The 21,632-nt window shown below is 70.7% G+C and carries 26 protein-coding genes; 12 read left to right on the forward strand and 14 right to left on the reverse strand.

From position 1 onward, the window contains the following. Positions 1 to 21: 21 nt before the first annotated feature. Entirely contained in the window at positions 22 to 474 is a 453-nt protein-coding gene (locus tag ACQPWZ_RS27900) for a DUF5709 domain-containing protein (RefSeq protein ID WP_356702202.1), read from the forward strand. 172 nt (positions 475 to 646) lie between these two features. Here ACQPWZ_RS27900 and ACQPWZ_RS27905 read toward each other — a convergent pair whose 3' ends face one another. The 5 genes from ACQPWZ_RS27905 to ACQPWZ_RS27925 form a co-directional block, all read right to left on the reverse strand. Further along, a complete protein-coding gene (locus ACQPWZ_RS27905) occupies positions 647 to 943 on the reverse strand; it encodes a DUF6510 family protein (RefSeq protein WP_340475993.1) in 297 nt (98 codons plus the stop codon). Between the two features lie 11 nt (positions 944 to 954). Next, on the reverse strand, positions 955 to 1,698 hold the full coding sequence (locus ACQPWZ_RS27910; protein WP_340475994.1) for a ferredoxin reductase: 744 nt from the start codon (positions 1,696 to 1,698) through the stop codon (positions 955 to 957). Next, positions 1,668 to 2,267: a molybdopterin-dependent oxidoreductase gene (locus ACQPWZ_RS27915; protein ID WP_340475995.1), complete on the reverse strand. Its 600-nt coding sequence runs from the start codon at positions 2,265 to 2,267 to the stop codon at positions 1,668 to 1,670. Before ACQPWZ_RS27915 ends, ACQPWZ_RS27910 begins: the two co-directional genes overlap by 31 nt. A gap of 184 nt (positions 2,268 to 2,451) precedes the next feature. After that, the gene (locus ACQPWZ_RS27920) at positions 2,452 to 3,348 is read right to left on the reverse strand and encodes a polysaccharide deacetylase family protein (protein WP_433572661.1); all 897 of its coding nucleotides are present in this window, start codon (positions 3,346 to 3,348) and stop codon (positions 2,452 to 2,454) included. Between the two features lie 37 nt (positions 3,349 to 3,385). After that, entirely contained in the window at positions 3,386 to 3,871 is a 486-nt protein-coding gene (locus ACQPWZ_RS27925; RefSeq protein ID WP_356702533.1) for a MarR family winged helix-turn-helix transcriptional regulator, read from the reverse strand. A gap of 258 nt (positions 3,872 to 4,129) precedes the next feature. On the opposite strand from ACQPWZ_RS27925, the gene ACQPWZ_RS27930 reads away from it, so the two are divergent. Next, a complete protein-coding gene (locus tag ACQPWZ_RS27930; protein ID WP_340475997.1) occupies positions 4,130 to 4,633 on the forward strand; it encodes a cupin domain-containing protein in 504 nt (167 codons plus the stop codon). A gap of 140 nt (positions 4,634 to 4,773) precedes the next feature. Next, the gene (locus ACQPWZ_RS27935) at positions 4,774 to 6,237 is read left to right on the forward strand and encodes a S1 family peptidase (RefSeq protein WP_433572662.1); all 1,464 of its coding nucleotides are present in this window, start codon (positions 4,774 to 4,776) and stop codon (positions 6,235 to 6,237) included. A 171-nt stretch (positions 6,238 to 6,408) separates the two neighbouring features. Here the strand turns inward: ACQPWZ_RS27935 and ACQPWZ_RS27940 are convergent, their stop codons facing one another. Then, positions 6,409 to 6,906, reverse strand: a complete 498-nt coding sequence (locus tag ACQPWZ_RS27940; protein WP_433572663.1) for a MarR family winged helix-turn-helix transcriptional regulator — start codon at positions 6,904 to 6,906, stop codon at positions 6,409 to 6,411. 97 nt (positions 6,907 to 7,003) lie between these two features. On the opposite strand from ACQPWZ_RS27940, the gene ACQPWZ_RS27945 reads away from it, so the two are divergent. Next, positions 7,004 to 7,417 (forward strand): organic hydroperoxide resistance protein, encoded by a 414-nt coding sequence (locus ACQPWZ_RS27945; protein WP_313943508.1) that lies wholly within the window; start codon positions 7,004 to 7,006, stop codon positions 7,415 to 7,417. 362 nt (positions 7,418 to 7,779) lie between these two features. On the opposite strand, the gene ACQPWZ_RS27950 is transcribed toward ACQPWZ_RS27945, so the two are convergent. The 3 genes from ACQPWZ_RS27950 to zapE form a co-directional block, all read right to left on the reverse strand. Then, the gene (locus tag ACQPWZ_RS27950) at positions 7,780 to 9,141 is read right to left on the reverse strand and encodes an alkaline phosphatase PhoX (RefSeq protein ID WP_340476000.1); all 1,362 of its coding nucleotides are present in this window, start codon (positions 9,139 to 9,141) and stop codon (positions 7,780 to 7,782) included. A gap of 146 nt (positions 9,142 to 9,287) precedes the next feature. Then, a complete protein-coding gene (locus ACQPWZ_RS27955; protein WP_313943506.1) occupies positions 9,288 to 9,713 on the reverse strand; it encodes an OsmC family protein in 426 nt (141 codons plus the stop codon). 43 nt (positions 9,714 to 9,756) lie between these two features. Further along, positions 9,757 to 10,866: a cell division protein ZapE gene (gene zapE / locus ACQPWZ_RS27960; protein WP_340476002.1), complete on the reverse strand. Its 1,110-nt coding sequence runs from the start codon at positions 10,864 to 10,866 to the stop codon at positions 9,757 to 9,759. Between zapE and ACQPWZ_RS27965 the strand changes: the two genes are divergently transcribed. The 4 genes from ACQPWZ_RS27965 to msrB all read left to right on the forward strand — a co-directional run bounded on the left by ACQPWZ_RS27965 (position 10,865) and on the right by msrB (position 14,066). Continuing rightward, the gene (locus tag ACQPWZ_RS27965; protein WP_433572664.1) at positions 10,865 to 11,629 is read left to right on the forward strand and encodes a pyrimidine reductase family protein; all 765 of its coding nucleotides are present in this window, start codon (positions 10,865 to 10,867) and stop codon (positions 11,627 to 11,629) included. The genes zapE and ACQPWZ_RS27965 overlap by 2 nt on opposite strands. A 105-nt stretch (positions 11,630 to 11,734) precedes the next feature. After that, positions 11,735 to 12,205: an indole-3-glycerol phosphate synthase gene (locus ACQPWZ_RS27970; protein ID WP_340476006.1), complete on the forward strand. Its 471-nt coding sequence runs from the start codon at positions 11,735 to 11,737 to the stop codon at positions 12,203 to 12,205. Positions 12,206 to 12,249: 44 nt separating this feature from the next. Continuing rightward, entirely contained in the window at positions 12,250 to 13,644 is a 1,395-nt protein-coding gene (gene murC, locus ACQPWZ_RS27975; RefSeq protein WP_433572665.1) for a UDP-N-acetylmuramate--L-alanine ligase, read from the forward strand. Positions 13,645 to 13,658: 14 nt separating this feature from the next. Next, positions 13,659 to 14,066: a peptide-methionine (R)-S-oxide reductase MsrB gene (gene msrB, locus ACQPWZ_RS27980; protein ID WP_340476010.1), complete on the forward strand. Its 408-nt coding sequence runs from the start codon at positions 13,659 to 13,661 to the stop codon at positions 14,064 to 14,066. A 300-nt stretch (positions 14,067 to 14,366) separates the two neighbouring features. On the opposite strand, the gene ACQPWZ_RS27985 is transcribed toward msrB, so the two are convergent. Further along, the gene (locus ACQPWZ_RS27985; protein WP_433572666.1) at positions 14,367 to 14,756 is read right to left on the reverse strand and encodes a VOC family protein; all 390 of its coding nucleotides are present in this window, start codon (positions 14,754 to 14,756) and stop codon (positions 14,367 to 14,369) included. A 44-nt stretch (positions 14,757 to 14,800) separates the two neighbouring features. On the opposite strand from ACQPWZ_RS27985, the gene ACQPWZ_RS27990 reads away from it, so the two are divergent. Continuing rightward, a complete protein-coding gene (locus tag ACQPWZ_RS27990) occupies positions 14,801 to 15,430 on the forward strand; it encodes a nucleoside/nucleotide kinase family protein (protein ID WP_433572667.1) in 630 nt (209 codons plus the stop codon). A gap of 16 nt (positions 15,431 to 15,446) precedes the next feature. Here ACQPWZ_RS27990 and ACQPWZ_RS27995 read toward each other — a convergent pair whose 3' ends face one another. Both ACQPWZ_RS27995 and ACQPWZ_RS28000 read right to left on the reverse strand, forming a co-directional pair. Further along, positions 15,447 to 15,692 carry a DUF397 domain-containing protein gene (locus ACQPWZ_RS27995; RefSeq protein WP_433572668.1) on the reverse strand — a complete coding sequence of 82 codons (246 nt, stop codon included), beginning with the start codon at positions 15,690 to 15,692 and terminating at the stop codon, positions 15,447 to 15,449. After that, positions 15,689 to 16,516 (reverse strand): helix-turn-helix domain-containing protein, encoded by an 828-nt coding sequence (locus ACQPWZ_RS28000; protein WP_433572669.1) that lies wholly within the window; start codon positions 16,514 to 16,516, stop codon positions 15,689 to 15,691. Before ACQPWZ_RS28000 ends, ACQPWZ_RS27995 begins: the two co-directional genes overlap by 4 nt. A 129-nt stretch (positions 16,517 to 16,645) precedes the next feature. Here ACQPWZ_RS28000 and ACQPWZ_RS28005 point away from each other — a divergent pair, with 129 nt between their 5' ends. Next, positions 16,646 to 17,101, forward strand: a complete 456-nt coding sequence (locus tag ACQPWZ_RS28005) for an ATP-binding protein (protein WP_433572670.1) — start codon at positions 16,646 to 16,648, stop codon at positions 17,099 to 17,101. A gap of 4 nt (positions 17,102 to 17,105) precedes the next feature. Here ACQPWZ_RS28005 and ACQPWZ_RS28010 read toward each other — a convergent pair whose 3' ends face one another. Beyond that, the gene (locus tag ACQPWZ_RS28010; RefSeq protein ID WP_433572671.1) at positions 17,106 to 18,230 is read right to left on the reverse strand and encodes a hypothetical protein; all 1,125 of its coding nucleotides are present in this window, start codon (positions 18,228 to 18,230) and stop codon (positions 17,106 to 17,108) included. A 172-nt stretch (positions 18,231 to 18,402) separates the two neighbouring features. Between ACQPWZ_RS28010 and ACQPWZ_RS28015 the strand changes: the two genes are divergently transcribed. Then, positions 18,403 to 19,365, forward strand: coding sequence for a hypothetical protein (locus ACQPWZ_RS28015; RefSeq protein ID WP_433572672.1), 963 nt, complete (start codon positions 18,403 to 18,405; stop codon positions 19,363 to 19,365). Between the two features lie 37 nt (positions 19,366 to 19,402). Beyond that, positions 19,403 to 20,524, forward strand: a complete 1,122-nt coding sequence (locus ACQPWZ_RS28020) for an aminopeptidase P family protein (RefSeq protein ID WP_433572673.1) — start codon at positions 19,403 to 19,405, stop codon at positions 20,522 to 20,524. A 92-nt stretch (positions 20,525 to 20,616) separates the two neighbouring features. Here ACQPWZ_RS28020 and ACQPWZ_RS28025 read toward each other — a convergent pair whose 3' ends face one another. Further along, entirely contained in the window at positions 20,617 to 21,621 is a 1,005-nt protein-coding gene (locus ACQPWZ_RS28025; RefSeq protein WP_340476022.1) for an aldo/keto reductase, read from the reverse strand. Positions 21,622 to 21,632 lie beyond the last annotated feature (11 nt).

Consider the following 21,632-nt stretch of genomic DNA (forward strand, 5'->3'; position numbering starts at 1 on the left):
CACGGCACGAAGGACTCAGCGATGGCATCGACGAGCGAGTCGGAAAGCTCCGAATCGGCGGGGCTGCTCAGATCCCAGGAGGGTCTGGACGACGAGGAGATCGGCGACTTTCTGGACGCCGGGTACTCGCCGCCGGAAAGGCCTCTGGGCATCGGCGAATGGGGCGTCACGGCCCGAGAGGCGCTGTCGCACGAGGACCTCGACCATCGGCTGGCCCGGGAGGTCGGCGAGGACGCGGTCGACGAGGGTGACGGGATCGGTGACGCATCGGACACCGATGGCGAGCTGATCGACGACGAGGTGGGCGATGCGCGAGCGGGCCGCCTGCTCGCCTGGGACACCGACGTGACGGGCGGCCGGCGCTACGACGGCTACGACTACTGGGCGCGTGACGTGGGCGTCGACGGCGGGGCCGCCTCCGCCGAGGAGGCAGCCGTCCATATCGTCCCCGACGCCGAGGACCAGCAGCGCTGAGATCCGCGCGGTCCTCGATCCGGTGTCTCCGGTGTCTGCGGTGCCTCCGCGCGATCGGTGTGTCCGTCCGACGATGCGTCAACTCCCGCCCGAGCAGCACCCGGTCACGCGGCAGGACGGTACGGAGCGCGTGTTCGCCGGCGCGTACCGGTCCGACAGCCGAACGGGATGCTCACCGGTCGTCCATCGGAATGGCGAGCGCCGAGGTGCCGCTCATGTCGAGCCAGACCTCGCCCCTGCCGCGGACCATGCGCATCATGACCTCACCGCATCCCGGGCAGCGGGCCACGCGGCCGGGGCCGCGGTCGTACACATGCAGCCCGCCGAGGGGCCCGGTGCGGGTGCAGTGCGCACACCGGCTCATCGCCGCGGTGACATCGACCGCGAAGATCTCGGAGAGCGGTCCGGCGAGTGCGTTGCCGTCCCTGTAGGTGGGCCCGCTGGACGCGTAGCCGGCTGAAACCGTCATGTCACCCTCCGCTAGCCGAATCGTTCTGTGCGGACGCGATCGGGGGAATGGCCGAGCAGGACCAGGTAGGTGGCGGCCTTTTCGACGAAGCCGGTGGGGCCGCAGACGTAGCAGGTCGGCTCGAACTCCGGGGGCCAGCCGTGCCGCACCAGGTCGTCCGGCTCCACGCGTCCCGCCGGCCGGGGCCACCCGTCGGGTGTCACCCGTGTGTAGACGTACGACGTGTCCAGGCCCGGTGAGCCCTTGCGCAGCTCGTCGGCGTAGAGACGGTCCGCCGGATCGCGTACGGAGTACAGCAGGCGGAACGGGACCCGGCTGCCGATCGACGCCCTGGTACGGATCATGGACATCAGCGGGACGATTCCGGAGCCGCCCGCCACCAGCAGGACCGGTTCCGACTGCTCGGGCTGCCAGACGAACCAGCCGCCGACCGGCCCGCGGATCTCCACGAGCCCCCCGACCAGCAGCGCGTCCACGAGATAGGGCGAGACCTCCCCGTCCTCTATGCGCTGCACCGTGAGTTCCAGATGCTCGCCGTCCGCGACGGACGCGATCGAATAGCTGCGTTGCGTGCTGTATCCGTCCTCGGCGGTCAGCCGGACGTCGACGTGCTGGCCTGCCAGATGGCCCGGCCAGTCCGGCACGCTCAGCACGAGCGTGGTCGCCGTACCCGACTCCGTACGCCGGTCCTCCACCTGAGCGGTCCGCCAGCGCAGACGGTCACCTAGTCGCCCCTGTATCGCTGCTCTTGCCATGGGTCTCCGTAGTTGTGGTAGCCGGCGCTCTCCCAGAAACCCGGTTCGTCGTCCAGGCGGAGCTCGATCGCGCGCACCCATTTCGCGGACTTCCAGAGATACAGATGCGGAACGAGAAGCCGGGCGGGGCCGCCGTGCTCGGGCGCCAACTCCTGGCCGTCGTAGTCGTGCACGATCCACGCCTTGCCGTCGAGCAGGTCCTCCAGCGGGAGGTTGGTGGTGTAGCCGCCGTAGGAATGGACGAGGGCGAAGTCCGCCGCGGTCTCGACATCTTCGAGCAGTACGTCGAGGGACACGCCCCGCCACTCGGTGTCGTACTTGGACCACTTGGTCACGCAGTGCAGGTCGACCGTGGGAGTCTCCATCGGGAGCTTCAGCAGGGCCGCCCAGTCCCACGTGTGGCGCCGGCCGTCCTCCGCGATGACCGCGAGCTCCCAGGTCTCCTGCGGCACATGGGGGGTCGGGCCGGCGGAGAGCACCGGGAAGTCGAATGTCTCGTACTGGCCGGGCGGCAGCTTCTTGCCGTCGGCAGGCCGCCGGCCGTGGAATCCTGGCGAAATGATGGGCATGCGCGCATCGCCTTCCTCAGCGCAGGACGTGCTCCGAGGACAAAGGGCTCCCTTGCCCTGAAGGCCTGTTTCCAGCATGCGCCTGGGGGCGGCGATTGCTCCACTCGGGGCGCCCGAAGAGGACCCCGGGCCGGTCGTGATCATGTCCGCCTCCGGCGGACGGCGGGACCTTGCGGCTACGACCCTAGGCCCGGCCCCTCCGCATCAGCTCCGAGACCTTGACCAGGCGGTAGCCGCGCTTGCGCAGTTCGGGGACGATTCTCCGGACCGCCTGTTCGGTGACCGGGGCGGCGCTGCGCGTGCAGTGCATCACCACCAGTGATCCGGGCTTCACCCCGTCGAGCACCTGTTCCGCGACCGCGTCCGCGTCCGTCGCGAAGGCGTCCCCGCTGACGACGTCCCACTGGACGGCGGTCACCTGGGCCGGGGCGATGGCGCGCAGGGCGGCGTCGTCGTAACAGCCGCCCGGGAAGCGGAAGTACGGCACGGTGTTGCGCACCCCGGCCTTCGAGAACGCGGCGAACGCCCGGTCCACATCGGCCCGCATCTCGCTCCTGGCGACCGTCGGGAGGCCGTAGCAGGAGGCTTTGAAGGCGTAGTGGCTGTAGGAGTGGTTGGCCGTCTCGAAGAGCGGGTCGTTGCCGATCGCCCTCGCCTGGTCCGGATACTGCTCGGCCCAGCGGCCGGTCATGAAGACCGTCGAGGGGACCTTCAGCTCCCGCAGCGACGCGATGAGCCCGGGGTTGTCGAAGTGCTCTCCGTCGGCCGCCCGCGGTCCCTGATCCGCCGTCATGTCGGCGTCGAAGGTGAGCGCGACGGTCATGTCGCCCGTCGCGGTGGAGGTGGCGGCCCGCTCGAAGACGGGTGTCACCCCGCCGGGACCGGGGGCTAGTGTCGGCGGGGCCTGCTTCGGGCGCTGCTCCGGGGGTTTTCCGGGATGGGGCGAGGCGGCGGCTGCCTTGCCGGGAGAAGGCGGGGTGAACGATGCCCCGCTTCCGCAGCCGGCGAGCACGGCACCCAGGGCGGTCACGGCCGCAAGCCTTCGTACGATAATGATCACTGACGGAAAATATACGATCATTCCATCAGTGAAGGGACGCGGCGCTTGGTGTCGGGGGCTACGTCCCCGAGGTCCAGCCGAGCGGGTGCAGTTCCACCGGTCCGGACGGGGCGTCCGGCTCGCCGCCCGCCTCCGAGAAGGCGTTCAGCGCCGCGATCAGGGCCGCGCGCTGCTCCGGAGCCAGGCGCTCGACGATCGTGCTGATCTCCCCGCGCCGTTTGGTCATCACCTCGTCCACGATGCGCGCGCCCTCCGGGGTCAGCCGCAGCTCCGTCTCGCGGCGGTTGCCGGGGTTGGTCCGGCGGTCCACCAGGCCGACGGCGATCAGCCGGTCCACCATGCGCATCGCCGTCGAGGGGCTGACCGCCAGCCGCTCCGCGAGCAGGACGAGCTTGGCGGCGCCGTGCGTGGACAGCACGACCAGCAGCCGGAACTGGGGGAGCGTGACCCGGTCCTCCACCGACGCGAGGGACCGCGCCGAGATCGCGACCAGCAGTCGGGAGGCGGTGAGCACCGCGCCGGTGACCGCCTCCACGTCGTCCATTCCGTCGGCGCGCAGCCCGCTGCCGGGACCGGCCGGCTCCCGGTGGTGACCGGTCGCGCCGTGCTGCTCTGTCTGCTCCTGCATGGGCCTCTTTCTACCCTGCCGCGGCGACCGCCGCCGGTGAACGTGCTCCTCGCCCGACGCGTACTCATGGCGGGGCGCCGCACCGGCCGCCGGTGGCGGTACCGCTCTCTTGCACTGTGCAATGATGCCCGGCGCGGGCTCGCCGACGTCTGGGCCCTGTTCGGGAGGAATGAGATGACGGTGTCCCCGAGAGCCGGAGTTCTCGCCGGCCTGGCCGACGTGCGCGCGGTGCCCGTGGACCGGGGCGGCGCGCTGTGGCGACTGTCGGAGGCGGGCAGGCAACTGGACGCCAACATCATCCGCGTACCGCCCGGTGACCGGGTCGCGCGCCATGCCGAAGCGGACCTGGACGTCCTGCTCTGTGTACTCGACGGCGACGGCGAGCTGGAGACCGACGCGGGCCGGCAACGTCTGGAGGCCGGTTCCGTGGCCTGGCTCCCGCGCGGCAGCCACCGCGCGCTGTCGGCCGGGGCGGACGGACTCGCCTACGTCACCGCGCACACCCGCCGTCCCGGGCTCGCCATCCGCAACGCCTCCGCCGTCGCCGCCGTTTCCGCGGAGCCGGAAGGCGGCGAAGCGGCCTGTCTGCTGAGCCGGATCTGTCCCGCCTGCGACCGTCCGGCCGAAGCAATCGACGCACGTTACTGCAGCCGTTGCGGCAGTTCACTGGCGTCCTGAGCGCTTTCTGACGAACCATCAACAAGGTTCTTTTGCTTGTGCGATGAGAACAACACGCGCCTCATGCGTATCCAAGGGCGGACGCGTCCCCCGGTGTCCATCGGCAACCGGACTCCGTACCCCCTACAGGAGGCGACGAGTTGAGTCACAGGCGAATAACCAAGCGAAAGGCCGTACTGGCGGGAGCGGGTGCCGTCGGCATCGCCGCGGCCGCCATCCTGCTCCCACAGGCCTACGCTGGGCAAGACGGTTCCCAGTCCGAGGCGGCGTCGGCTCCGAAGAAGATGAGCGCCGCCTCCGCGGCAGAGCTCCTCCAGCAACTCGGCCAGCAGCTCGGCGAGTCCTACGGCGGTGCGTACTACGACTCCGACAAGCAGCAGCTCGTCGTGAACGTCGTGGGCAACAACAACAACGTCGTCGTCCAGGTCAAGAAGGCCGGCGCGGTGCCGAGGAGCGTCCAGAACAGCGCCACGAAGCTGACCGCGGCGAAGAGCACGCTCAGCAAGCAGGCCACCATGGCCGGCACCTCCTGGGCCGTCGACCCGCGGAACAACCAGGTCCTGGTCACCGCGGACCGCACCGTCGCCGGCGAGCGCTGGGACAGACTGGAATCCGCCGTGCAGGCCCTCGGCCCCGGCGTGGCCCGCATCCAGAAGTCCGCCGGTGAGTTCAAGACCTTCCTCGAGGGCGGCGACGCCATCTTCGGTGGCGGTGCGCGCTGCTCCCTGGGCTTCAACGTGACCACGCAGGACGGCAGCCCCGGCTTCCTGACCGCCGGACACTGCGGTGTCGCGGCCGAGCAGTGGTCCGAGGAGGCGAACGGCGAGCCGATCGGCACGGTCCAGGAAGCGGTGTTCCCGGGCGAGGGCGACTTCGCGCTGGTGACGTACGACGACCCGGCGACCGAGGCACCGAGCGAGGTCGACCTCGGCAACGGCCAGACGGTCGCGATCACCCAGGCGGCTGACGCGGCCGTGGGCCAGGACGTGATCCGGATGGGCAGCACCACCGGGCTCAACGACGGCCAGGTCACCGGACTCGACGCCACCGTGAACTACCCCGAGGGCACCGTCACCGGTCTGATCCAGACCAACGTGTGTGCCGAGCCGGGTGACAGCGGCGGTGCGCTCTTCACCCAGGACGGCAGCGCGATCGGCCTCACGTCGGGCGGCAGCGGCGACTGCACCTCGGGCGGCGAGACGTTCTTCCAGCCGGTGACCACGGCCCTCGCGGCGGTCGGCGCGCAGATCGGTGACGGCGCGGGCGCCGGAGAGGGTGCGGACGGCGGCGCCGAGGCGAATGCCGGTGCCGAGGCGAACGCGGGAGCTGACGGCGGTGCCGAGGCGAACGCGGGTGCCGACGGCGGTGCCGAGGCCAATGCCGGTGCCGAGGCGAACGCGGGTGCCGACGGCGGTGCCGAGGACAACGGCGGCCTCGACGGCGGCGTCCAGGACAACGGCGGTGCCGAGGCCAATGCCGGTGCCGACGGCGGTCTGCAGAACAACGGCGGAGCCGACGGAAACGGTGGCGCCGACGACAACGGTGCCGGCGGGAACGACGCGGGGGGTGACGCGGCCGGCGACGGCACGGGCCAGCACAACTGAGGCCGAGTCTCCGCGGACACCCGCAGACGAGGAGCCCCGGACATCGGCGGATGTCCGGGGCTCGTCCGTGCCCGGGGTGGTCGGCGCGTCGGCCGCGACCGTGCCCGGCTCCGTCCTGCGTTCGTGACGTCCTCGGCTCCGCCGGGCGTCAGCCGTCCTCCGTGCCGGGCGTCAGTCGTCCTCCGTCAGGCAGGCCGCGGCCCCCACGCCGGTCGTGTCCAGCGTGGCCGTGAGTGCCTCCAGCTCGGAGCGCAGCGCCCGGATCCGCTCCACCGACAGGCCGGTGGCCTCGCCGATCCTGCGGGGTACGTCCAGTGCCTTCTCCCGCAGCTCCGCACCCGCCGCGGTGGGCCGGGCCGTCACCGAGCGCTCGTCCTCCTTGCTGCGCCGGCGCTCCACATAGCCCGCCGATTCGAGCCGCTTGAGCAACGGGGACAGGGTCCCGGAGTCCAGACGCAGATGCTCGCCGATCTGTTTGACGGGCAGCTCGCCGTGCTCCCACAGAACCAGCATCACCAGGTACTGCGGGTAGGTGATCCCCAGATCCTTGAGGGCGACCCGGTAGACGCTGTTGAACGCCCGGGACGCGGCGTGCAGCGAGAAGCAGATCTGGTGGTCGAGGCGGAGGAAGGCCTCGTCCGGCACATCGGTCAGTGGCGTCTTCTCCATGCGTCCAGCATACCTGCGTCCCATTCAGTTGTGCACAACTTAGTTGTGTGCTCTACTTGCGTCATCGGTTCGCAACGGACGAAGAGGGATGCATTTCATGGACGCGATCTACACCGCAGTCGCCACCGCCAATGGCCGTGAGGGCCGCGCCGTCAGCTCCGACGGTCAGATCGACCTCCCGCTCGCCTTCCCCGCGGCGCTGGGCGGCAACGGTCAGGGCACCAACCCCGAGCAGCTCTTCGCCGCCGGCTATGCGGCCTGCTTCGCCAGCGCGATGGGCGCCATCGGCCGACAGGAGCGGATCGACGTCAAGGACGCGTCCGTGACCGCCGAGGTCAGCATCGGCAAGGACACCGACGGTGGCTTCGGCCTCTCCGTGATCATGCGCGTCGAGCTTCCGGACCACCTTCAGGGCGAGGCCGGCCGTGACCTCCTGGAGAAGACCCACGCCTACTGCCCCTACTCCAAGGCGACCCGCGGCAACCTGCCGGTCGAGCTCGTCATCGAGTAGTCGCCCCGCGCAAGGTGAAGCCCGGGACAGGGAGTTACCGGACCTGTCCCGGGCTTCACCGGCTGCTCCAGAATTCTGGGAGCGCTTCTGGAGACGGCTCCATCGTGCGGCGCGCCTGTCACGGGCGCACGCCGGGCGCGGCTGACCAGGGGATCCCGCCCGCCCGGCCGGCACCCGCCGGAGCTCACGGTGGCCGCGGGCGGGAGCCCGTAGCCCACGGGCTCCCGCGCGTGGGCCCGGAGCCTGGATCCCACGACCCGGGGCCAAGACCCCCCGGCAGCCATGGACCGGTCACCCGGCGACGGCCCGCCCGGCAGCCTCCACCCCGCCCGGCGCTGCCGCGCCTGCCCCGCCCGCGTCCGTCAGCCCCAGGGGCCCGTGACCGCGAACGTCGTCCCCGGTGTGTAGCAGTTGACGTACATCGTCTCGCCGTCCGGCGAGAAGGTGACCCCCGCGAACTCGCCCCACTCCGGCGCCTCCGGGGTCCCGATGTTCTGGCGGCCGCGGGCCATCGCGTACACCGTGCCGGACTTGGTCAGCCCGTACACGTGCTGGGCGCCGCTGCCGTCCTCGCACACCATCAGCCCGCCGCTGGGCGCGAGACAGATGTTGTCCGGGGACTCGCCGGGCAGCTGGATGTCCGTGCTCGGACCGAAGGCGATGACCAGCGTGAGGCGGCGCCGGTGCGGCTCGTACTTCCACACCTGGCCGAAGTGGTCCGCCGCCGAACCTTCGCCGCTGCGGGCGAAGCTGGAGACGAAGTAGACGGAGCGCCCGCCCCAGTAACAGCCCTCCAGCTTCTGCGCGTGGGTGATGCCCTTGGGGCCGAAGTCCTGGAGCCGGATGGGTGTTTGCTTCGCCTGGCTGTCCGGTACGGGCACCCACTCGATCCGGTCGAAGCTCGCTCCCGGTTCCTGGATCGCGGAGAGGTCGGGCACGCCCGGCACCCGCATGGCTTCCAGTTCGCCGCCCGCGCGCAGGGAACGCGTCCCGCCCAGTGGCCTGTTCGGCAGGAAGCGGTAGAAGAGTCCGAAGGGCCGCTGGAAGGCGTCCTCCGTCTCGTAGATGATCCCGCTCTGCGGATCGACCGCGATCGCCTCGTGCTGGAAGCGGCCCATCGCGGTGAGCGGTACGGCCCCGGTGCGCTGCGGGTCGGCGCCGTGCACCTCGAAGACGAACCCGTGATCCTTGGTGTAGCCGTTGGTGCCGGCCTTGTCCTCGGTCTCCTCGCAGGTCAGCCAGGTGCCCCAAGGGGTCGGCCCGCCTGCGCAGTTGACGGCGGTGCCGGCGATCGCCACCCGCTCGGACAGGACGTTGCCCCGCCCGTCGAGCTCCAGGGACGTACAACCGCCCTTGCCCATCGGGTCGTAGGTCAGACCCTTGACCGTGGGGACGGAGATCGCGGCGTCCACGCGGTTCTCGTGGTTGCGGACGAGGTGCACCCGGCCGCGGCGCCCCGCGAAGGCCGCCATGCCGTCGTGGTTGCTCGGAACGCGGCCTTCGCCGGAACTCAGCGGCTCGCCCTCCCGCGAGAGGACCCGATAGCGGAATCCTTTCGGCAGGTCGAGCAGACCGGCGGGGTCGGGGACGAGCGGTCCGTAGCCGGTGTGGTGCCCGCGAGCGGCCGCGGTCCCCGCGAAGAGCTCGGAGAAGGCGCCGGTGAACGCGATCCCGGCGGTCAGTGCGCCGGTGCGGGCCAGAACTTGTCGACGTGTTGCGGACATGAGGCAACTCCCTGTTGGGGGGACCTCCCGTTGCCGAAGCCGGGGAGGGGACAGGAGATGTGACCCGCACGTGTGTATCACGCACCTGGATGCACGGGAACCGTGCGGGCCACATGAGCCTTCAGCTGTCCCTACAAGTCAACCGTTCAGGCGAGCGATGCACTCAGGGTGATCGTCGTGCCCGACAGGGCCTGGCTGACCGGGCAGTTGGCCTTCGCGTCCTCGGCCGCCTTGACGAAACCCGCCTCGTCGAGGCCGGGGACGGTGCCCTCGACGGTGAGGTGGATTCCGGTAATGCCCGTGCCGGGCTGGAAGGTCACCTCGGCCTGGGTGTTGAGCCGGGTCGGCGGGGTGCCGGCCTGGGCGAGCCCGTGCGAGAGGGCCATCGAGAAGCAGCTGGAGTGGGCGCCGGCAATGAGCTCTTCGGGGCTCGTCTTTCCATTGGCCTGCTCGGCGCGGGACGGCCAGGAGACGGCGTACTCGCCGATTCCGGAGGAGTCGAAGGTGACGGTGCCCGTGCCTTCGGTGAGGTTGCCCTCCCAGACCGTGTGCGCCTGACGCGTGGTGGCCATGATGCGAATCCCTTCTGACGGAAAGGTGGTTACGCACCCGAACCTACTGCTCCACAAGGCCCTTTGCGTCCCGGGCCAGCGCGGTGAGACGGGAGATGGCGCGGAAGTACTTCTTGCGGTAGCCGCCGTTCAGCATCTCTTCGCTGAACAGTCGGTCGAAGGGCATGCCCGAGGCGAGCACCGGCACTTCGCGGTCGTACAGCCGGTCGGCGAGCACGACGAGGCGCAGGGCGGTCGACTGGTCGGGCACCGGCTGCACATCGGTGAGACAGACCGCGCGAATGCCGTCGGTCAGGGCGCCGTAGCGGCTCGGGTGCACCTTGGCGAGGTGGTCCAGCAGTGCCGGGAAGTCGTCGAGCGCGGCGCCGTCGGTGGCGTACGCGGCCTTGGTGACCGTCTCTTCGGAGTACGGGGGAGGGGCGTCGGGCAGTCCGCGGTGACGGTAGTCCTCCCCGTCGATCCGCAGCGGACGGAACTGCGCGGAGAGGCCCTGGATCTCGCGGAGGAAGTCGGCGGCGGCGAACCGGCCCTCGCCCAGCTTGCCCGGCAGGGTGTTGGAGGTGGCCGCGAGTGCCACACCCGCCTCGACGAGCTTGCCGAGGAGGGTCGAGACGAGGACGGTGTCACCCGGGTCGTCGAGCTCGAACTCGTCGATGCACAGCAGCCGGTGACCGCTCAGGGTGCGCACGGTCTGCTGGAAGCCGAGGGCGCCGACCAGGTTGGTGAGCTCCACGAAGGTGCCGAAGGCCTTGAGCGAGGGCTCGGCCGGGGTGGCGTGCCAGAGGGAGGCGAGGAGGTGGGTCTTGCCGACGCCGTAGCCGCCGTCGAGGTAGACCCCGCGAGGCCCGGTGGGAGCGGCCGGCTTCTTCGCGAACCACCGGCGCTTGCCGGATCCGCTCGCGTGCGCCCCGCCGAGGCCCGCCGCGAACGTGCTGAGGACCGTGACCGCCTCGCGCTGGCTGGGCTGGTTCGGGTCCGGGACGTAGGTGTCGAAGCGCACCGAGTCGAAGCGCGGCGGCGGCACCATCTCCGCGACCAGCCGGTCGGCGGGGACGTGCGGCTCGCGGGCGCACAGCGAAAGGGGGGCCGCTTCGGTTATGGCACTGGTCGACACAGTTCCCCACTGTAAGGGTCGTGCCAGACTGCTCCGCATGCGACGACTGCTCCCTGTGACCGACCAGTCATCCGGTGAGGACCGCGAGTGGTCCCTGGACGAGCTGGCGGACGCCTACGCGTATCCGGACGCCCTGGAGGGTGCCTGGCTGCGAGCCAACATGGTGTCCTCGCTGGACGGCGCGGCCCAGCACGACGGCCGGTCCCAGCCTCTTTCCTCCGACACGGACATGCGGATCTTCGGCACCCTGCGGGGCCTCGCCGACGCGGTCGTGGTCGGGGCGGAAACGGTACGTCTGGAGGGCTACCGGCCCGCACGTGCCCGGGAAGCCTTCGCGGAGCGCCGGGCCGCGGCCGGCCAGGGTCCCGCCCCCGCGATCGCCGTGGTCAGCGCCTCGCTGAACCTCGACTTCTCCCTGCCCCTGTTCACCGAGCCCTTGGTGCCGACGCTGGTGCTGACAGGCGCCGCGGCCCCGCAGGACCGGGTCCGGGAGGCGGAGAAGGCGGGCGCCGAGGTGGTGGTCGCGGGCGACGGGCCCGGGGTGGATCCGCCGAGGGCTCTGCGGGCGCTCGCCGAACGGGGTCTGCGGCGGCTGCTCACCGAGGGCGGGCCGCGCATGCTGGGGCAGTTCGCCGCTTCGGGCGTGCTGGACGAACTGTGTCTGACCGTGTCGCCCATGCTCACGGTCGGGGACGCGCAGCGCATCACGGGCGGGCCGGGACTCGCCGTCCCGGAGCGCTTCGCGCCGACGTCCGTACTGGAGGAGGCGGGGTTCCTTTTCACCCGCTACCGTCGCATCTGACAATCGGCGGAATTTGTCGTTCCGGTTTGCTCCGGCCGGGCAGACTACTCTCGCAGTCCCCGTGCCGGCGCGGGGAAGGATGGTTTCCGCAGAAGGGCTCCTGACGTGTTCACAAGCGTATTGATGATCGAGAAGCCCCTGACCTCGGAAGATGTGGAATTCGTCACCACACTGCACGGTGATGAGAACGTCTCCTTCGTCGTCCTGATGCAGCCGCGCGGCGACCAGGCCGACCTCCTGCTGCGTGCCATCGACGACGTGGCCTACGGCGAACTGAAAGAGGCCGTCAAGGAGGGTGAGGAGCCGGAGGGCGAGGCTGCCAAGGCGCCCGCCGAGCGCGCGCTGGACAACTCCCTGGCCGCCCTGCGCGCCGCCGGCAGCGAGGCCGTCGGCCAGGTCGTCGAGGACCATCCGCTCGACAAGCTCAAGGCGGTCGTCGACGAGGCGGGCGCCGACGAGGTGATCGTGCTGACCGCACCGCACTACGTCGAGGAGTTCTTCCACCGGGACTGGGCCTCCAGAGCCCGCCACAAGGTCGGCGTCCCGGTGCTCAAGCTCTTCGCGCACAGCGAATAGGCTGGCCCCTCGCACGTACTCGTACCTCGTGGGGAGACACACGCATGGCACCCGCCATCCCTAGCGCCATGGAACGCCCGCACTTCATCGGCATCGGTGGCGCCGGAATGTCGGGCATCGCGAAGATCCTCGCCCAGCGCGGCGCCACGGTCGCGGGCAGCGACGCCAAGGAGTCCGCGACCGCCGAGAGCCTGCGTTCGCTGGGCGCCACGGTCCACATCGGGCACGCCGCCGAGCACCTGGCCTCCGACGCCAGCTGTGTCGTCGTCTCCAGCGCCATCCGCGCCGACAACCCGGAGCTGGCCCGTGCCGGCGAGCTCTCGGTCCCGGTCGTCCACCGGTCCGACGCGCTCGCGTCCCTGATGACCGGCCTGCGCTCGATCGCGGTGGCGGGCACCCACGGCAAGACCACCACCACGTCCATGCTGGCGGTGGCGCTCACCGAGCTCGGTCTCGACCCCTCGTACGCCATCGGCGGTGACCTGGAGGGCCCGGGGACCAATGCCCGGCACGGCGCCGGGGACATCTTCGTCGCCGAGGCCGACGAGAGCGACCGCAGCTTCCAGAAGTACGACCCCGAGGTCGCGATCGTCCTCAACGTCGAGCTCGACCACCACGCCAACTACGCCTCGATGGACGAGATCTACGACTCCTTCGAGACCTTCGTCGGCAAGGTCGTCCCCGGCGGCACCCTGGTGATCTCCGCCGACCAGCCGGGCGCGGTGGAGCTCACCTCGCGCATCCGTGACCTGTCCACGCTGAAGGTCGTCACCTACGGCGCCGCCGAGTCCGCGGACGTGCGGGTGCACAAGGTCACCCCGCGCGGCCTCACCAGCGAGGTCACCGTCCTGCTCAACGGCAAGTTCCTGACCTTCACCGTCTCGGTCCCCGGCAGCCACTACGCGCACAACGCCGTGGCGGCCCTCGCCGCCGGTGTCGCGCTGGGCATCCCGGCGCACAATCTCGCCTCCGCCCTCGGCAAGTACACCGGGGTCAAGCGCCGGCTCCAGCTGAAGGGCGAGGCCGCGGGCGTCCAGGTCATCGACTCCTACGCTCATCACCCCACCGAGATGACCGCCGACCTGGAGGCCATGCGGGGCGCCGCGGCCGACTCCAGGCTGCTGGTCGTCTTCCAGCCGCACCTCTTCTCCCGTACCCAGGAGCTCGCCACCGAGATGGGCCAGGCACTCGCCCTGACCGACGCCTCGGTGGTCCTCGACATCTATCCGGCCCGCGAGGACCCGATCCCCGGCGTCACCAGCGAGCTGATCATCGACGCCGCCCACGCGGCGGGCGCGGACGTCACCGCCGTCCACGACAAGGAGACGGTCCCCGAGGTGGTCGCGGGAATGGCGAAGCCCGGCGATCTCGTTCTCACGATGGGCGCGGGAGACGTCACGGACCTCGGTCCGCTGATCCTGGCCCGTCTGTCGAGCTGAGGGAGCCGAATTTCATGGCGTACGACATCGAGAAGCCGGACGAGCAGTGGCGCGCGGAGCTGAATCCGGCGGAGTACAAGGTGCTGCGCCAGGCCGGTACGGAGCCCGCCTTCGTCGGTGAGTACACCGACACCAAGACGGAGGGTGTCTATTCCTGCCGGGCATGCAGCGCCGAGCTGTTCCGCTCCGACACGAAGTTCGAGTCGCACTGCGGCTGGCCGTCCTTCTACGACCCGAAGGACACGGACGCGGTCGAACTCATCGAGGACCGCTCGCACGGCATGACCCGTGTCGAGGTGCGCTGCGCGCGCTGCGGATCGCACCTCGGGCACGTGTTCGAGGGTGAGGGGTATCCCACCCCGACCGACCAGCGGTACTGCATCAACAGCATCTCGCTGCGGCTGACGCCGGACGAGAGCTGATCCCACGGGCGAACCCGGCTACGGCCGGGTGACCCCCTACCGAGCACAGCCGGCCGCGGCCGGGGCTCCTGCCCCAGGGCAGCCCCCAGACCGCGGCCGGCCCGTTCGTCGGCACATCCCGGGGACGCGGCGACGGACGGCTGCCCTCGCGGCTGATCACCGAGGCCCGCCCCCTGCGCAGCGGTACGGCGATCCTGCCCCCGCCCATGTCCCGGTACGGCAGCGGCCTGCCGCGCTCGTCCCGTACATCGATCGCGCCCGCGATGCCGTGCCGCAGGGCGGTCCGCCGGTCCGGCGGGGCTACTTGGGCTGGAGCAGGTCCCACCGGTTGCCGTACAGGTCCTCGAAGACCGCCACCGAACCGTAGGCCTCGTGCCGCGGCTCCTCCAGGAAGCGCACGCCCGCCGCCGTCATGCGTGCGTGGTCGCCCGCGAAGTCCTCGGTGTGCAGGAAGAAGCCGACGCGGCCGCCCGTCTGGGCGCCCACGCTCGCGCGCTGCTCCTCGTCCCTGGCGCGGGCCAGCAGCAGGGCGCTGCCATGGCCGGAACCGGCCGGGCGGACCACGACCCAGCGACTCCCGTCGCCGCGGTCGGTGTCCTCGACCAGTTCGAAGCCGAGCGCGTCGGTGTAGAAGGCAATGGCCTCGTCGTAGTCACGGACGACGAGGGTGACCAGGGCGATGAACGACATGGCACTCACGTTATACGTATGACCGGTGATGGAACAATGCGCACATGCTTGCGCAGCCGCCCCCTCCGCACCTGCTGGAACGAGCCCGCGCCCTCGCCGTCCCCGGCCGGCGTCGCATCCTGGGGCTCGCCGGAGCGCCCGGCGCGGGCAAGTCGACGCTCGCCGGTCGTCTCGTGGACGCCCTCGACGGGCTCGCCGTCCTCGTCCCCATGGACGGTTTCCATCTGGCGCAGGCCGAGCTCGAACGCCTCGGCCGGGCCGGGCGCAAGGGCGCCCCCGACACCTTCGACGCGGCCGGATACGCCGCTCTCCTCGCCCGGCTGCGCACGCGGTCGGCGGACACCACCATCTACGCGCCCGCCTTCGACCGGCGCCTGGAGGAGCCGGTCGCCGGGAGCATCGCCGTCCCGCCCGACGTTCCCCTCGTCGTCACGGAGGGGAACTACCTCCTGCACGACGAGGGTGCCTGGGCCGGGATCCGCGCCCTGCTCGACGAGATCTGGTACCTGGAGCTCGATCCCGCGGTCCGTGTCCCCCGACTGGTGGACCGGCACGTGGAGTTCGGCAAGGAGATGTCCTTCGCCGAGTGCTGGGTCCGGGACTCCGACGAGGCCAACGCCCGCCTGGTCGCACGGGGCAGGGACCGGGCGGACGTCGTCGTACCGATGCCGTAGGGCGTGTGAGGCGCCGTCAGGCCTGAGCGGTGTGGGTGATGAAAGTGGTCCAGGAGGCGGGGGAGAGGGCGAGTTGGGGGCCCTGCTCGACCTTGGAGTCCCGGACGTGGACGGTGGTGGGGCAGGTGGCGACCTCGACGCAGTCGTCTCCGGATCCGCTGCTGTGGCTGGACTTGCGCCAGTCGAGGGCGACTTCGACGCAGCTGTCGCCGTCACCACCGCTGTAGCTGCTCTTGAACCAGGCCAGTTCCGTGGTGGTCATGCCTCTCCTCGCATCTGCCGCAGCAGGCTCACGGAGTCCTCCAAAGAGAGAGCCTGTGACCGCATCCTGGCATACCGCATCTGGAGCTCACTTACCACTTTCCGGTCGGAGATGAACTGACCGCTCTTCTGCCCTTCGCAGTAACCGAACCACTTGTTGTCCGGGGTCTCCAGGAGCTGCATGGGGCCGTCGAGCCCGGCGTGACTCTCTCGCACCATCGGCATGACCTGGATCTCGATGTTGCGGAGTTCCGCGAGCCCGAGGATGTGCTCGATGAGCTCCAGTGTGATCTGCGCACCACCCGCGCGGCGCAGGAACAGATGCTCCTCCAGGATGAAGCTGTACGCCGTGTTCGGCCTCTCCCGTAACAGCTTCTGACGGTCCAGCCGCGCGGCCAGTTGGTCCGCGATCTGCTGGTCGCAGAGCGGCGGCAACTGGTTCGTGAACAGCGTCCGGGCGTAGGCCTCGGTCTGCAACAGGCCGGGAATCAACCGGCATTCGTAGGTGCACAGATTCACCGCCTCTGTTTCCAGCTGGGCCCACTGCCGGAACCAGCTCGCCAGCCCCGGCCGCCGCGACAAGTGCCGTGCCGCGCCCCGGATCGTTCCGAACGCGTCCAGCACCTCCTCCGCCCGGTCCACGAAATCCGCCGGCGGGAACCTCCGCCCCTGCTCGATCGAAGCCACCGTCGGCACCGAATACCGCACCCGTGGCGCGAACTGTTCCTGTGTCAGTCGCGCCCTCTTCCTGAAAGCCTTGACCACTTCCCCGAACGCCTTCAGGCTGTCCGAGACCTCCGGCTCCCCGCACCCGCTGTCCACCATGGACGGCCACCTCCCGCGTCCATGGTCACGGAGGGTCACTGCGACTGTCCACCGTGTGTACCCGTACGCTGACGCAGCGTACGAGTCGCTGATCTGGAGAGGCCTCTTCCGGGCGGCCACGGTGGGGCCATGCACCCACCCGTCACACCCCAACAGCTGGGCACCGTACGTGTGTTCACGCAGCGGTTCAGCTCCACAGCTCTCGGCGCCCGGCTCGCCCGTCACCTGGCTCTCCATCAACTCCACGCCTGGGACGTGCCGCACGGCTCCGAGGCGTCCGACACCGCCGCACTGATCGTCGCCGAGCTGGCGGCGAACGCTGTGACGCACGGCCGGGTCCCCGGCCGGGACTTCGAGCTGAGGCTCACCCGTACGCCCGCAACCCTGCGTATCGAGGTCTCCGACACTCGCGGGGAACGCCGTCCGCCCGGCCCGGGCGATGTGCACCCGCCCGCCGCACTCGACGGCACCGGCCGGGGGCTGATGCTGGTGGAGGCCCTGGCGGACAGGTGGTCGGTGCTGGACCGCGTCCCGGTGGGAAAGACCGTGCGCGCGGAGCTCGATCTCGGGAGCGGGGAGCCCTGAGGGCTCACACCTTGGGAAGGCGCGCAACTGCCCACTTCGCCCGGGCGGGCAGATCGCCCAGCGACTGGCGGAACTGCTTCGCGATCACCGCGAGCAGGTGGTGGGCGTGGGCCATCGTCTCCCGGGCCAGGCCCTCCTCCCCGGCGGCGATCGCGGCGAGCACCAGCGCGAGATGCTCCTCGGTGATCATCCGGCCGAGACCGCGACGGTGCCATTCCTCGGCGCTCGTGTCCCGGGCGGGCGATTCGCCGCCCGGACCGAGGTCCCGTGTCAGTTGCTCGCGCGGGGGCGGCGTGCCGGGGGAGTCCAGACCGATCGCCGTGCGGACGCGCGCCAGGGTCCGGCCGGCGGACGCGAGATCTCCCGCCGAGCGTTCTCGCCGCGCGAGCACATGGCCGGCCGCGGCCCGGTCCCAGGCGCTGGTCCGGAGCGAGAGCAACCCACGTTGCGCCCGGGCGGCCTGCGCGTACTCGCCGATCTGCTCCAGTTCCCGGCCCAGTTCGCCCAGTCGCTCCGGATGCGGGCCCGTGTCGTCGAGCCGGCGGATCAGCGAAGCGCGGACAACTTCCCTGCGGACCGGCCCGATCGAGCGCTGCGGCTCGCGGGGCAGCCGGTCCAGGAAGTCGTACGCGAGCAACTCGTCCGTGTTCAGCAGCAGATGGTCCGGGTCGGTGCGCAACAGCGCGGCGTGCAGACGGGCCACCAGCTCGGCCGGGGAGCGCTCGGGCAGACCGAGGGCGGTACGCAGTTCGGCGCGCCGGGCGTCCAGGTCGGGCGCGTAGGAGGTGCGCATCCCGTCCTCCAGCTCGCGGATCGTCTCCGGATCGGGGCCCGGGTGCATCAGGTCGCGCCACGCCGGCAGTCCGATGACGACGTCCAGCGCGTCCGTCACGCTGTCCGCGATGAGGCCCGCGCCGCCTTCCGAGTCGGCATACAGCACCGTGCGCCCGCCGCACAGGAAGAAGGTCCCGCCGGTGTCGTCCCCGGCGATCGGCTCCAGCGAGGCGCCGGATGCGAGGTGCACCTCCTCGCCGTGCTCCGCCCGGTCCAGGTCGAAGTCGAAGGGGAACGCGGCCAGGGCCGCCAGATCCGGTCGCCGCCGAAGCAGCTCCAGGGCGAGATCGGTCATGCGCCCGCATGCTACCGAGGGGTACTGACGGCCCGGCCGGCCCATGAGTCGGCACAGGCCGGGCACAGCGCAGGCCACGACCCATTCCCCGGGGGATCACCCGCCGACGGGGTGGGTACGCTCGGAGTCCAGGCAGGTCCGGTCCTGGCGGGCGAACGAAAGGGCTGATGACGTGGGGTTGTTCCGGCGGGGGCCGAAGCGCGACGGACTCGATGTGCCCCGGGACCCCGAGTTCTCCTTCTTCTCGGTCGACGAGGGTGCGCGCTTCCGGGGCCAGGTGCGGGAGGCGTTCGCGGAGCACGGCCTCGAAGTGACCGTGTTCGCCGATGTCGTCACCGACAGCGACGGACGTCAGTTCGGACTCGGCAATCTGGCCGCCGTCCTGCACAACGACGACCGTGGACCCCGCGCCTGGTCCGAGCTGGTCCGGCGGCACGTCGGCATGGTCCTGCGCACCATGAACGCGCCCTCCGCCCTGGACACCCTGCCGACCGAGCAGATCCGCGCCCAGCTCTACCCCCGGGTGGTCGGCCACGAGGGCTTCGATCCGCAGAACTTCGGCTACGCCCGCCCCCTCGCCCCCGGCCTCTTCGAGATCATCGCGCTCGATCTGCCGGAGAGCGTCATGATGCTCACCGACGAGGCCCTGGAGCCGCTCGGTGATCTGCCGTACCTCCGTGAGCAGGCGCTGTACAACCTGCGCGGCCTGCCGGTCGAGGGGCACGAGACCGTCAAGGGCGAGGGAGGCATGTGTTTCGAGGTCGTCCTCGGCGACTCCTTCTACACCGCGAGCCGCGTCCTCGCGCTGGAGAGCGTCATCCGGCAGATCGGCGGCGAGCAGCTCACCGCCGACGGCGCACTGGTGGCCATGCCGTTCCGGCACCAGCTCGCCTTCCACGCCATCCACGACACCGGTGTGATCCCCACGCTGAGCGCCATGACCTCGTTCGCCGCCTCCGGCTTCGCCGACACCCCCGGCGCGATCAGCCCGTACGTCTACTGGTGGCGCGACGGGACGCTCACCCAGCTCAGCGACCGGGACGAGGACGGCGACGGCCTGCGGATCGTCGTCGGCGAGGACTTCCAGGAGCTGCTGGAACGGCTCGTGGCCGAGGACGGCGGATACGGAGATTGAGCTCGCGCGGGATGTGAGCCGGAGGCAGGATGGGCTCATGCCGACGACTCCCGCGCCCTTCACCGCCGACGACTACCGGGCCCGTATGGTCCGCGCCGCCGAGGCCGCCGCCGCTGCGGGGCTCGACGGTCTGCTGATCGCCCCCGGGCCCGATCTCGTGCATCTCACCGGCTATCAGCCGGGGGTCACCGAACGGCTCACGCTGCTCGTCCTCGTCGCGGGCCGCGACCCGGTGCTCGTCGTCCCCAAACTGGAAGCACCGGACGCGGAAGGTGCCGTCGGCGGGCCCGCTCTCACGCTGCGCGACTGGACGGACGGCACCGACCCCTACGGCGTGACGGGGCCGCTGCTTCCGGCCGGCGGCCGGTTCGGCGTCAGCGACAACACCTGGGCGATGCATCTGCTCGGTCTCCAGCGGCAGTTGCCGGATGCCTCGTACGCCTCGGTGACCGAGGTGCTGCCCATGCTGCGCGCGGTGAAGGACGGGCCGGAACTGGAGCGGCTGGCCGCTGCCGGCGCCGCCGCGGACGCGACCTACGAGGAGATCCTCAAGGTCCGCTTCTCCGGGCGGAAGGAGTCGGACATCGCCGCCGATCTCGCCGACCTGCTGCGGCAGTTCGGCCACTCGCAGGTCGACTTCACGGTCGTCGGCTCCGGGCCCAACGGCGCCAACCCGCACCACGAGGCGGGGGACCGGACCATCGAGACCGGCGACATGGTGGTCCTCGACTTCGGCGGACTGCTGGACGGCTACGGCTCCGACACCTCCCGCACGGTCCACGTCGGCGAGCCCGCCCCCGCCGAACAGCACATCCACGACGTGGTGCTGGAGGCCCAGCAGGCGGGCGTCGACGCGGTGAAGCCGGGCGTCGCCTGCCAGGAGGTCGACCGGGCGGCCCGCGAGATCATCGAAGAGGCGGGATACGGCGACCTGTTCATCCACCGCACGGGCCACGGCATCGGCGTGACCACCCACGAACCGCCGTACATGATCGAGGGCGAGGAACAGCCGCTGGTGCCGGGCATGTGTTTCTCGGTCGAGCCGGGGATCTATCTGCCGGGCCGGTTCGGGGTCCGTATCGAGGACATCGTGACGGTGACGGAGACCGGGGGCCGCCGGTTCAACAACACGCCACGCACCATGGCGATCGTCGACTAGCGGCCCCGGGCCGAGCATCGCCCCTGGCCCGAGTAACGCACCCGGGGCCGAGTAACGCACCCGGGGCCGAGTAACGCACCCCGGGCCGGGGCCTACCGCGGGTCGTGGTGCGACAGCCGCGCCAGCATCTCGTACGGATACGGCAGTGGCCTGCGGCTTGCTTCGTCCAGCCGCGCCAACTGCGCCTCCGTCAGCTCGAATTCGACCACCCCGAGGTTCTCCTTCAACTGCTCCGCGTTCCGCGGGCCGATGATGGGCGCGGTCACCGCCGGCTGCTGCATCAGCCACCGCAGCGACACCTGCAACGCCGTACGGCCGGTCTCCCGCGCCACCTCGTCCACCGCGTCCAGCGTCCGCCAGGTCTCCTCGGTGTCACGCTCGCGCCAGCCCTCCTTGCCCGACTGCTCCTGGAAGTAGGCCTCACGCGAACCGGCGGGCACGGACTCCATGCCGCGCCGGTACTTGCCCGTCAGCCAGCCGCCAGCGAGGGGGCTCCACGGGATGACGGCGACGCCCTGCTCCTCGCACATCGGCGCCAGTTCCCACTCCAGTTCGCGGCTGAGCAGGTTGTAGCGCGGCTGGAGGCTGACGTACGGCTCCCAGCCGCGGAACTGCGCCAGGTCCAGCGCGCGTTGGAGCTGGGACGGCGTCACATTGCTGGTGCCGACGTAGCGGACCTTGCCCGACCGCACGAGCGTGTCCAGCGTCGCGAGGGTCTCCTCGAGCGGGGTCGTCGCGTCCCAGATGTGCGTCTGGTAGAGGTCGATGTAGTCCGTGCCGAGCCGCCGCAGGCTGGCCTCCACCGCGGCGATGATGTGCTTGCGGCTGAGGCCACCGTCGTTCGGCGCCTCGCCCATCCGCCCCCACACCTTGGTCGCGATGACGAGGTCGTCCCTGCGGCGTCCCTTCAGCCAGCGCCCCAGGATCTCCTCGGAGCCTCCTCGCGCATACATGTCGGCGGTGTCGATGAAGGTGCCGCCCGCCTCGGTGAAGGCGTCGAGGGCGCCATGACCGCCGGTGTCGTCGCCGAAGCTCATGGTGCCGAGGCACAGTTCGCTGACGCGCAGACCCGTCCTGCCGAGATTGAGTTGCTTCATGCCCCGAGACT

This window comes from Streptomyces sp. CA-251247, assembly GCF_050952975.1.
Lineage (GTDB): Bacteria > Actinomycetota > Actinomycetes > Streptomycetales > Streptomycetaceae > Streptomyces > Streptomyces achmelvichensis.

Bases quoted from the DNA above. Each gene is read 5' to 3' on its own strand.
- ACQPWZ_RS27900 (WP_356702202.1), top strand. From the start codon at position 22: ATGGCATCGACGAGCGAGTCGGAAAGCTCCGAATCGGCGGGGCTGCTC.
- ACQPWZ_RS27905 (WP_340475993.1), bottom strand. From the start codon at position 943: ATGACGGTTTCAGCCGGCTACGCGTCCAGCGGGCCCACCTACAGGGAC.
- ACQPWZ_RS27910 (WP_340475994.1), bottom strand. From the start codon at position 1,698: ATGGCAAGAGCAGCGATACAGGGGCGACTAGGTGACCGTCTGCGCTGG.
- ACQPWZ_RS27915 (WP_340475995.1), bottom strand. From the start codon at position 2,267: ATGCCCATCATTTCGCCAGGATTCCACGGCCGGCGGCCTGCCGACGGC.
- ACQPWZ_RS27920 (WP_433572661.1), bottom strand. From the start codon at position 3,348: ATGATCGTATATTTTCCGTCAGTGATCATTATCGTACGAAGGCTTGCG.
- ACQPWZ_RS27925 (WP_356702533.1), bottom strand. From the start codon at position 3,871: ATGGACGACGTGGAGGCGGTCACCGGCGCGGTGCTCACCGCCTCCCGA.
- ACQPWZ_RS27930 (WP_340475997.1), top strand. From the start codon at position 4,130: ATGACGGTGTCCCCGAGAGCCGGAGTTCTCGCCGGCCTGGCCGACGTG.
- ACQPWZ_RS27940 (WP_433572663.1), bottom strand. From the start codon at position 6,906: ATGGAGAAGACGCCACTGACCGATGTGCCGGACGAGGCCTTCCTCCGC.
- ACQPWZ_RS27945 (WP_313943508.1), top strand. From the start codon at position 7,004: ATGGACGCGATCTACACCGCAGTCGCCACCGCCAATGGCCGTGAGGGC.
- ACQPWZ_RS27950 (WP_340476000.1), bottom strand. From the start codon at position 9,141: ATGTCCGCAACACGTCGACAAGTTCTGGCCCGCACCGGCGCACTGACC.
- ACQPWZ_RS27955 (WP_313943506.1), bottom strand. From the start codon at position 9,713: ATGGCCACCACGCGTCAGGCGCACACGGTCTGGGAGGGCAACCTCACC.
- ACQPWZ_RS27965 (WP_433572664.1), top strand. From the start codon at position 10,865: ATGCGACGACTGCTCCCTGTGACCGACCAGTCATCCGGTGAGGACCGC.
- zapE (WP_340476002.1), bottom strand. From the start codon at position 10,866: ATGCGGAGCAGTCTGGCACGACCCTTACAGTGGGGAACTGTGTCGACC.
- murC (WP_433572665.1), top strand. From the start codon at position 12,250: ATGGCACCCGCCATCCCTAGCGCCATGGAACGCCCGCACTTCATCGGC.
- msrB (WP_340476010.1), top strand. From the start codon at position 13,659: ATGGCGTACGACATCGAGAAGCCGGACGAGCAGTGGCGCGCGGAGCTG.
- ACQPWZ_RS27985 (WP_433572666.1), bottom strand. From the start codon at position 14,756: ATGTCGTTCATCGCCCTGGTCACCCTCGTCGTCCGTGACTACGACGAG.
- ACQPWZ_RS27990 (WP_433572667.1), top strand. From the start codon at position 14,801: ATGCTTGCGCAGCCGCCCCCTCCGCACCTGCTGGAACGAGCCCGCGCC.
- ACQPWZ_RS27995 (WP_433572668.1), bottom strand. From the start codon at position 15,692: ATGACCACCACGGAACTGGCCTGGTTCAAGAGCAGCTACAGCGGTGGT.
- ACQPWZ_RS28000 (WP_433572669.1), bottom strand. From the start codon at position 16,516: ATGGTGGACAGCGGGTGCGGGGAGCCGGAGGTCTCGGACAGCCTGAAG.
- ACQPWZ_RS28005 (WP_433572670.1), top strand. From the start codon at position 16,646: ATGCACCCACCCGTCACACCCCAACAGCTGGGCACCGTACGTGTGTTC.
- ACQPWZ_RS28010 (WP_433572671.1), bottom strand. From the start codon at position 18,230: ATGACCGATCTCGCCCTGGAGCTGCTTCGGCGGCGACCGGATCTGGCG.
- ACQPWZ_RS28020 (WP_433572673.1), top strand. From the start codon at position 19,403: ATGCCGACGACTCCCGCGCCCTTCACCGCCGACGACTACCGGGCCCGT.
- ACQPWZ_RS28025 (WP_340476022.1), bottom strand. From the start codon at position 21,621: ATGAAGCAACTCAATCTCGGCAGGACGGGTCTGCGCGTCAGCGAACTG.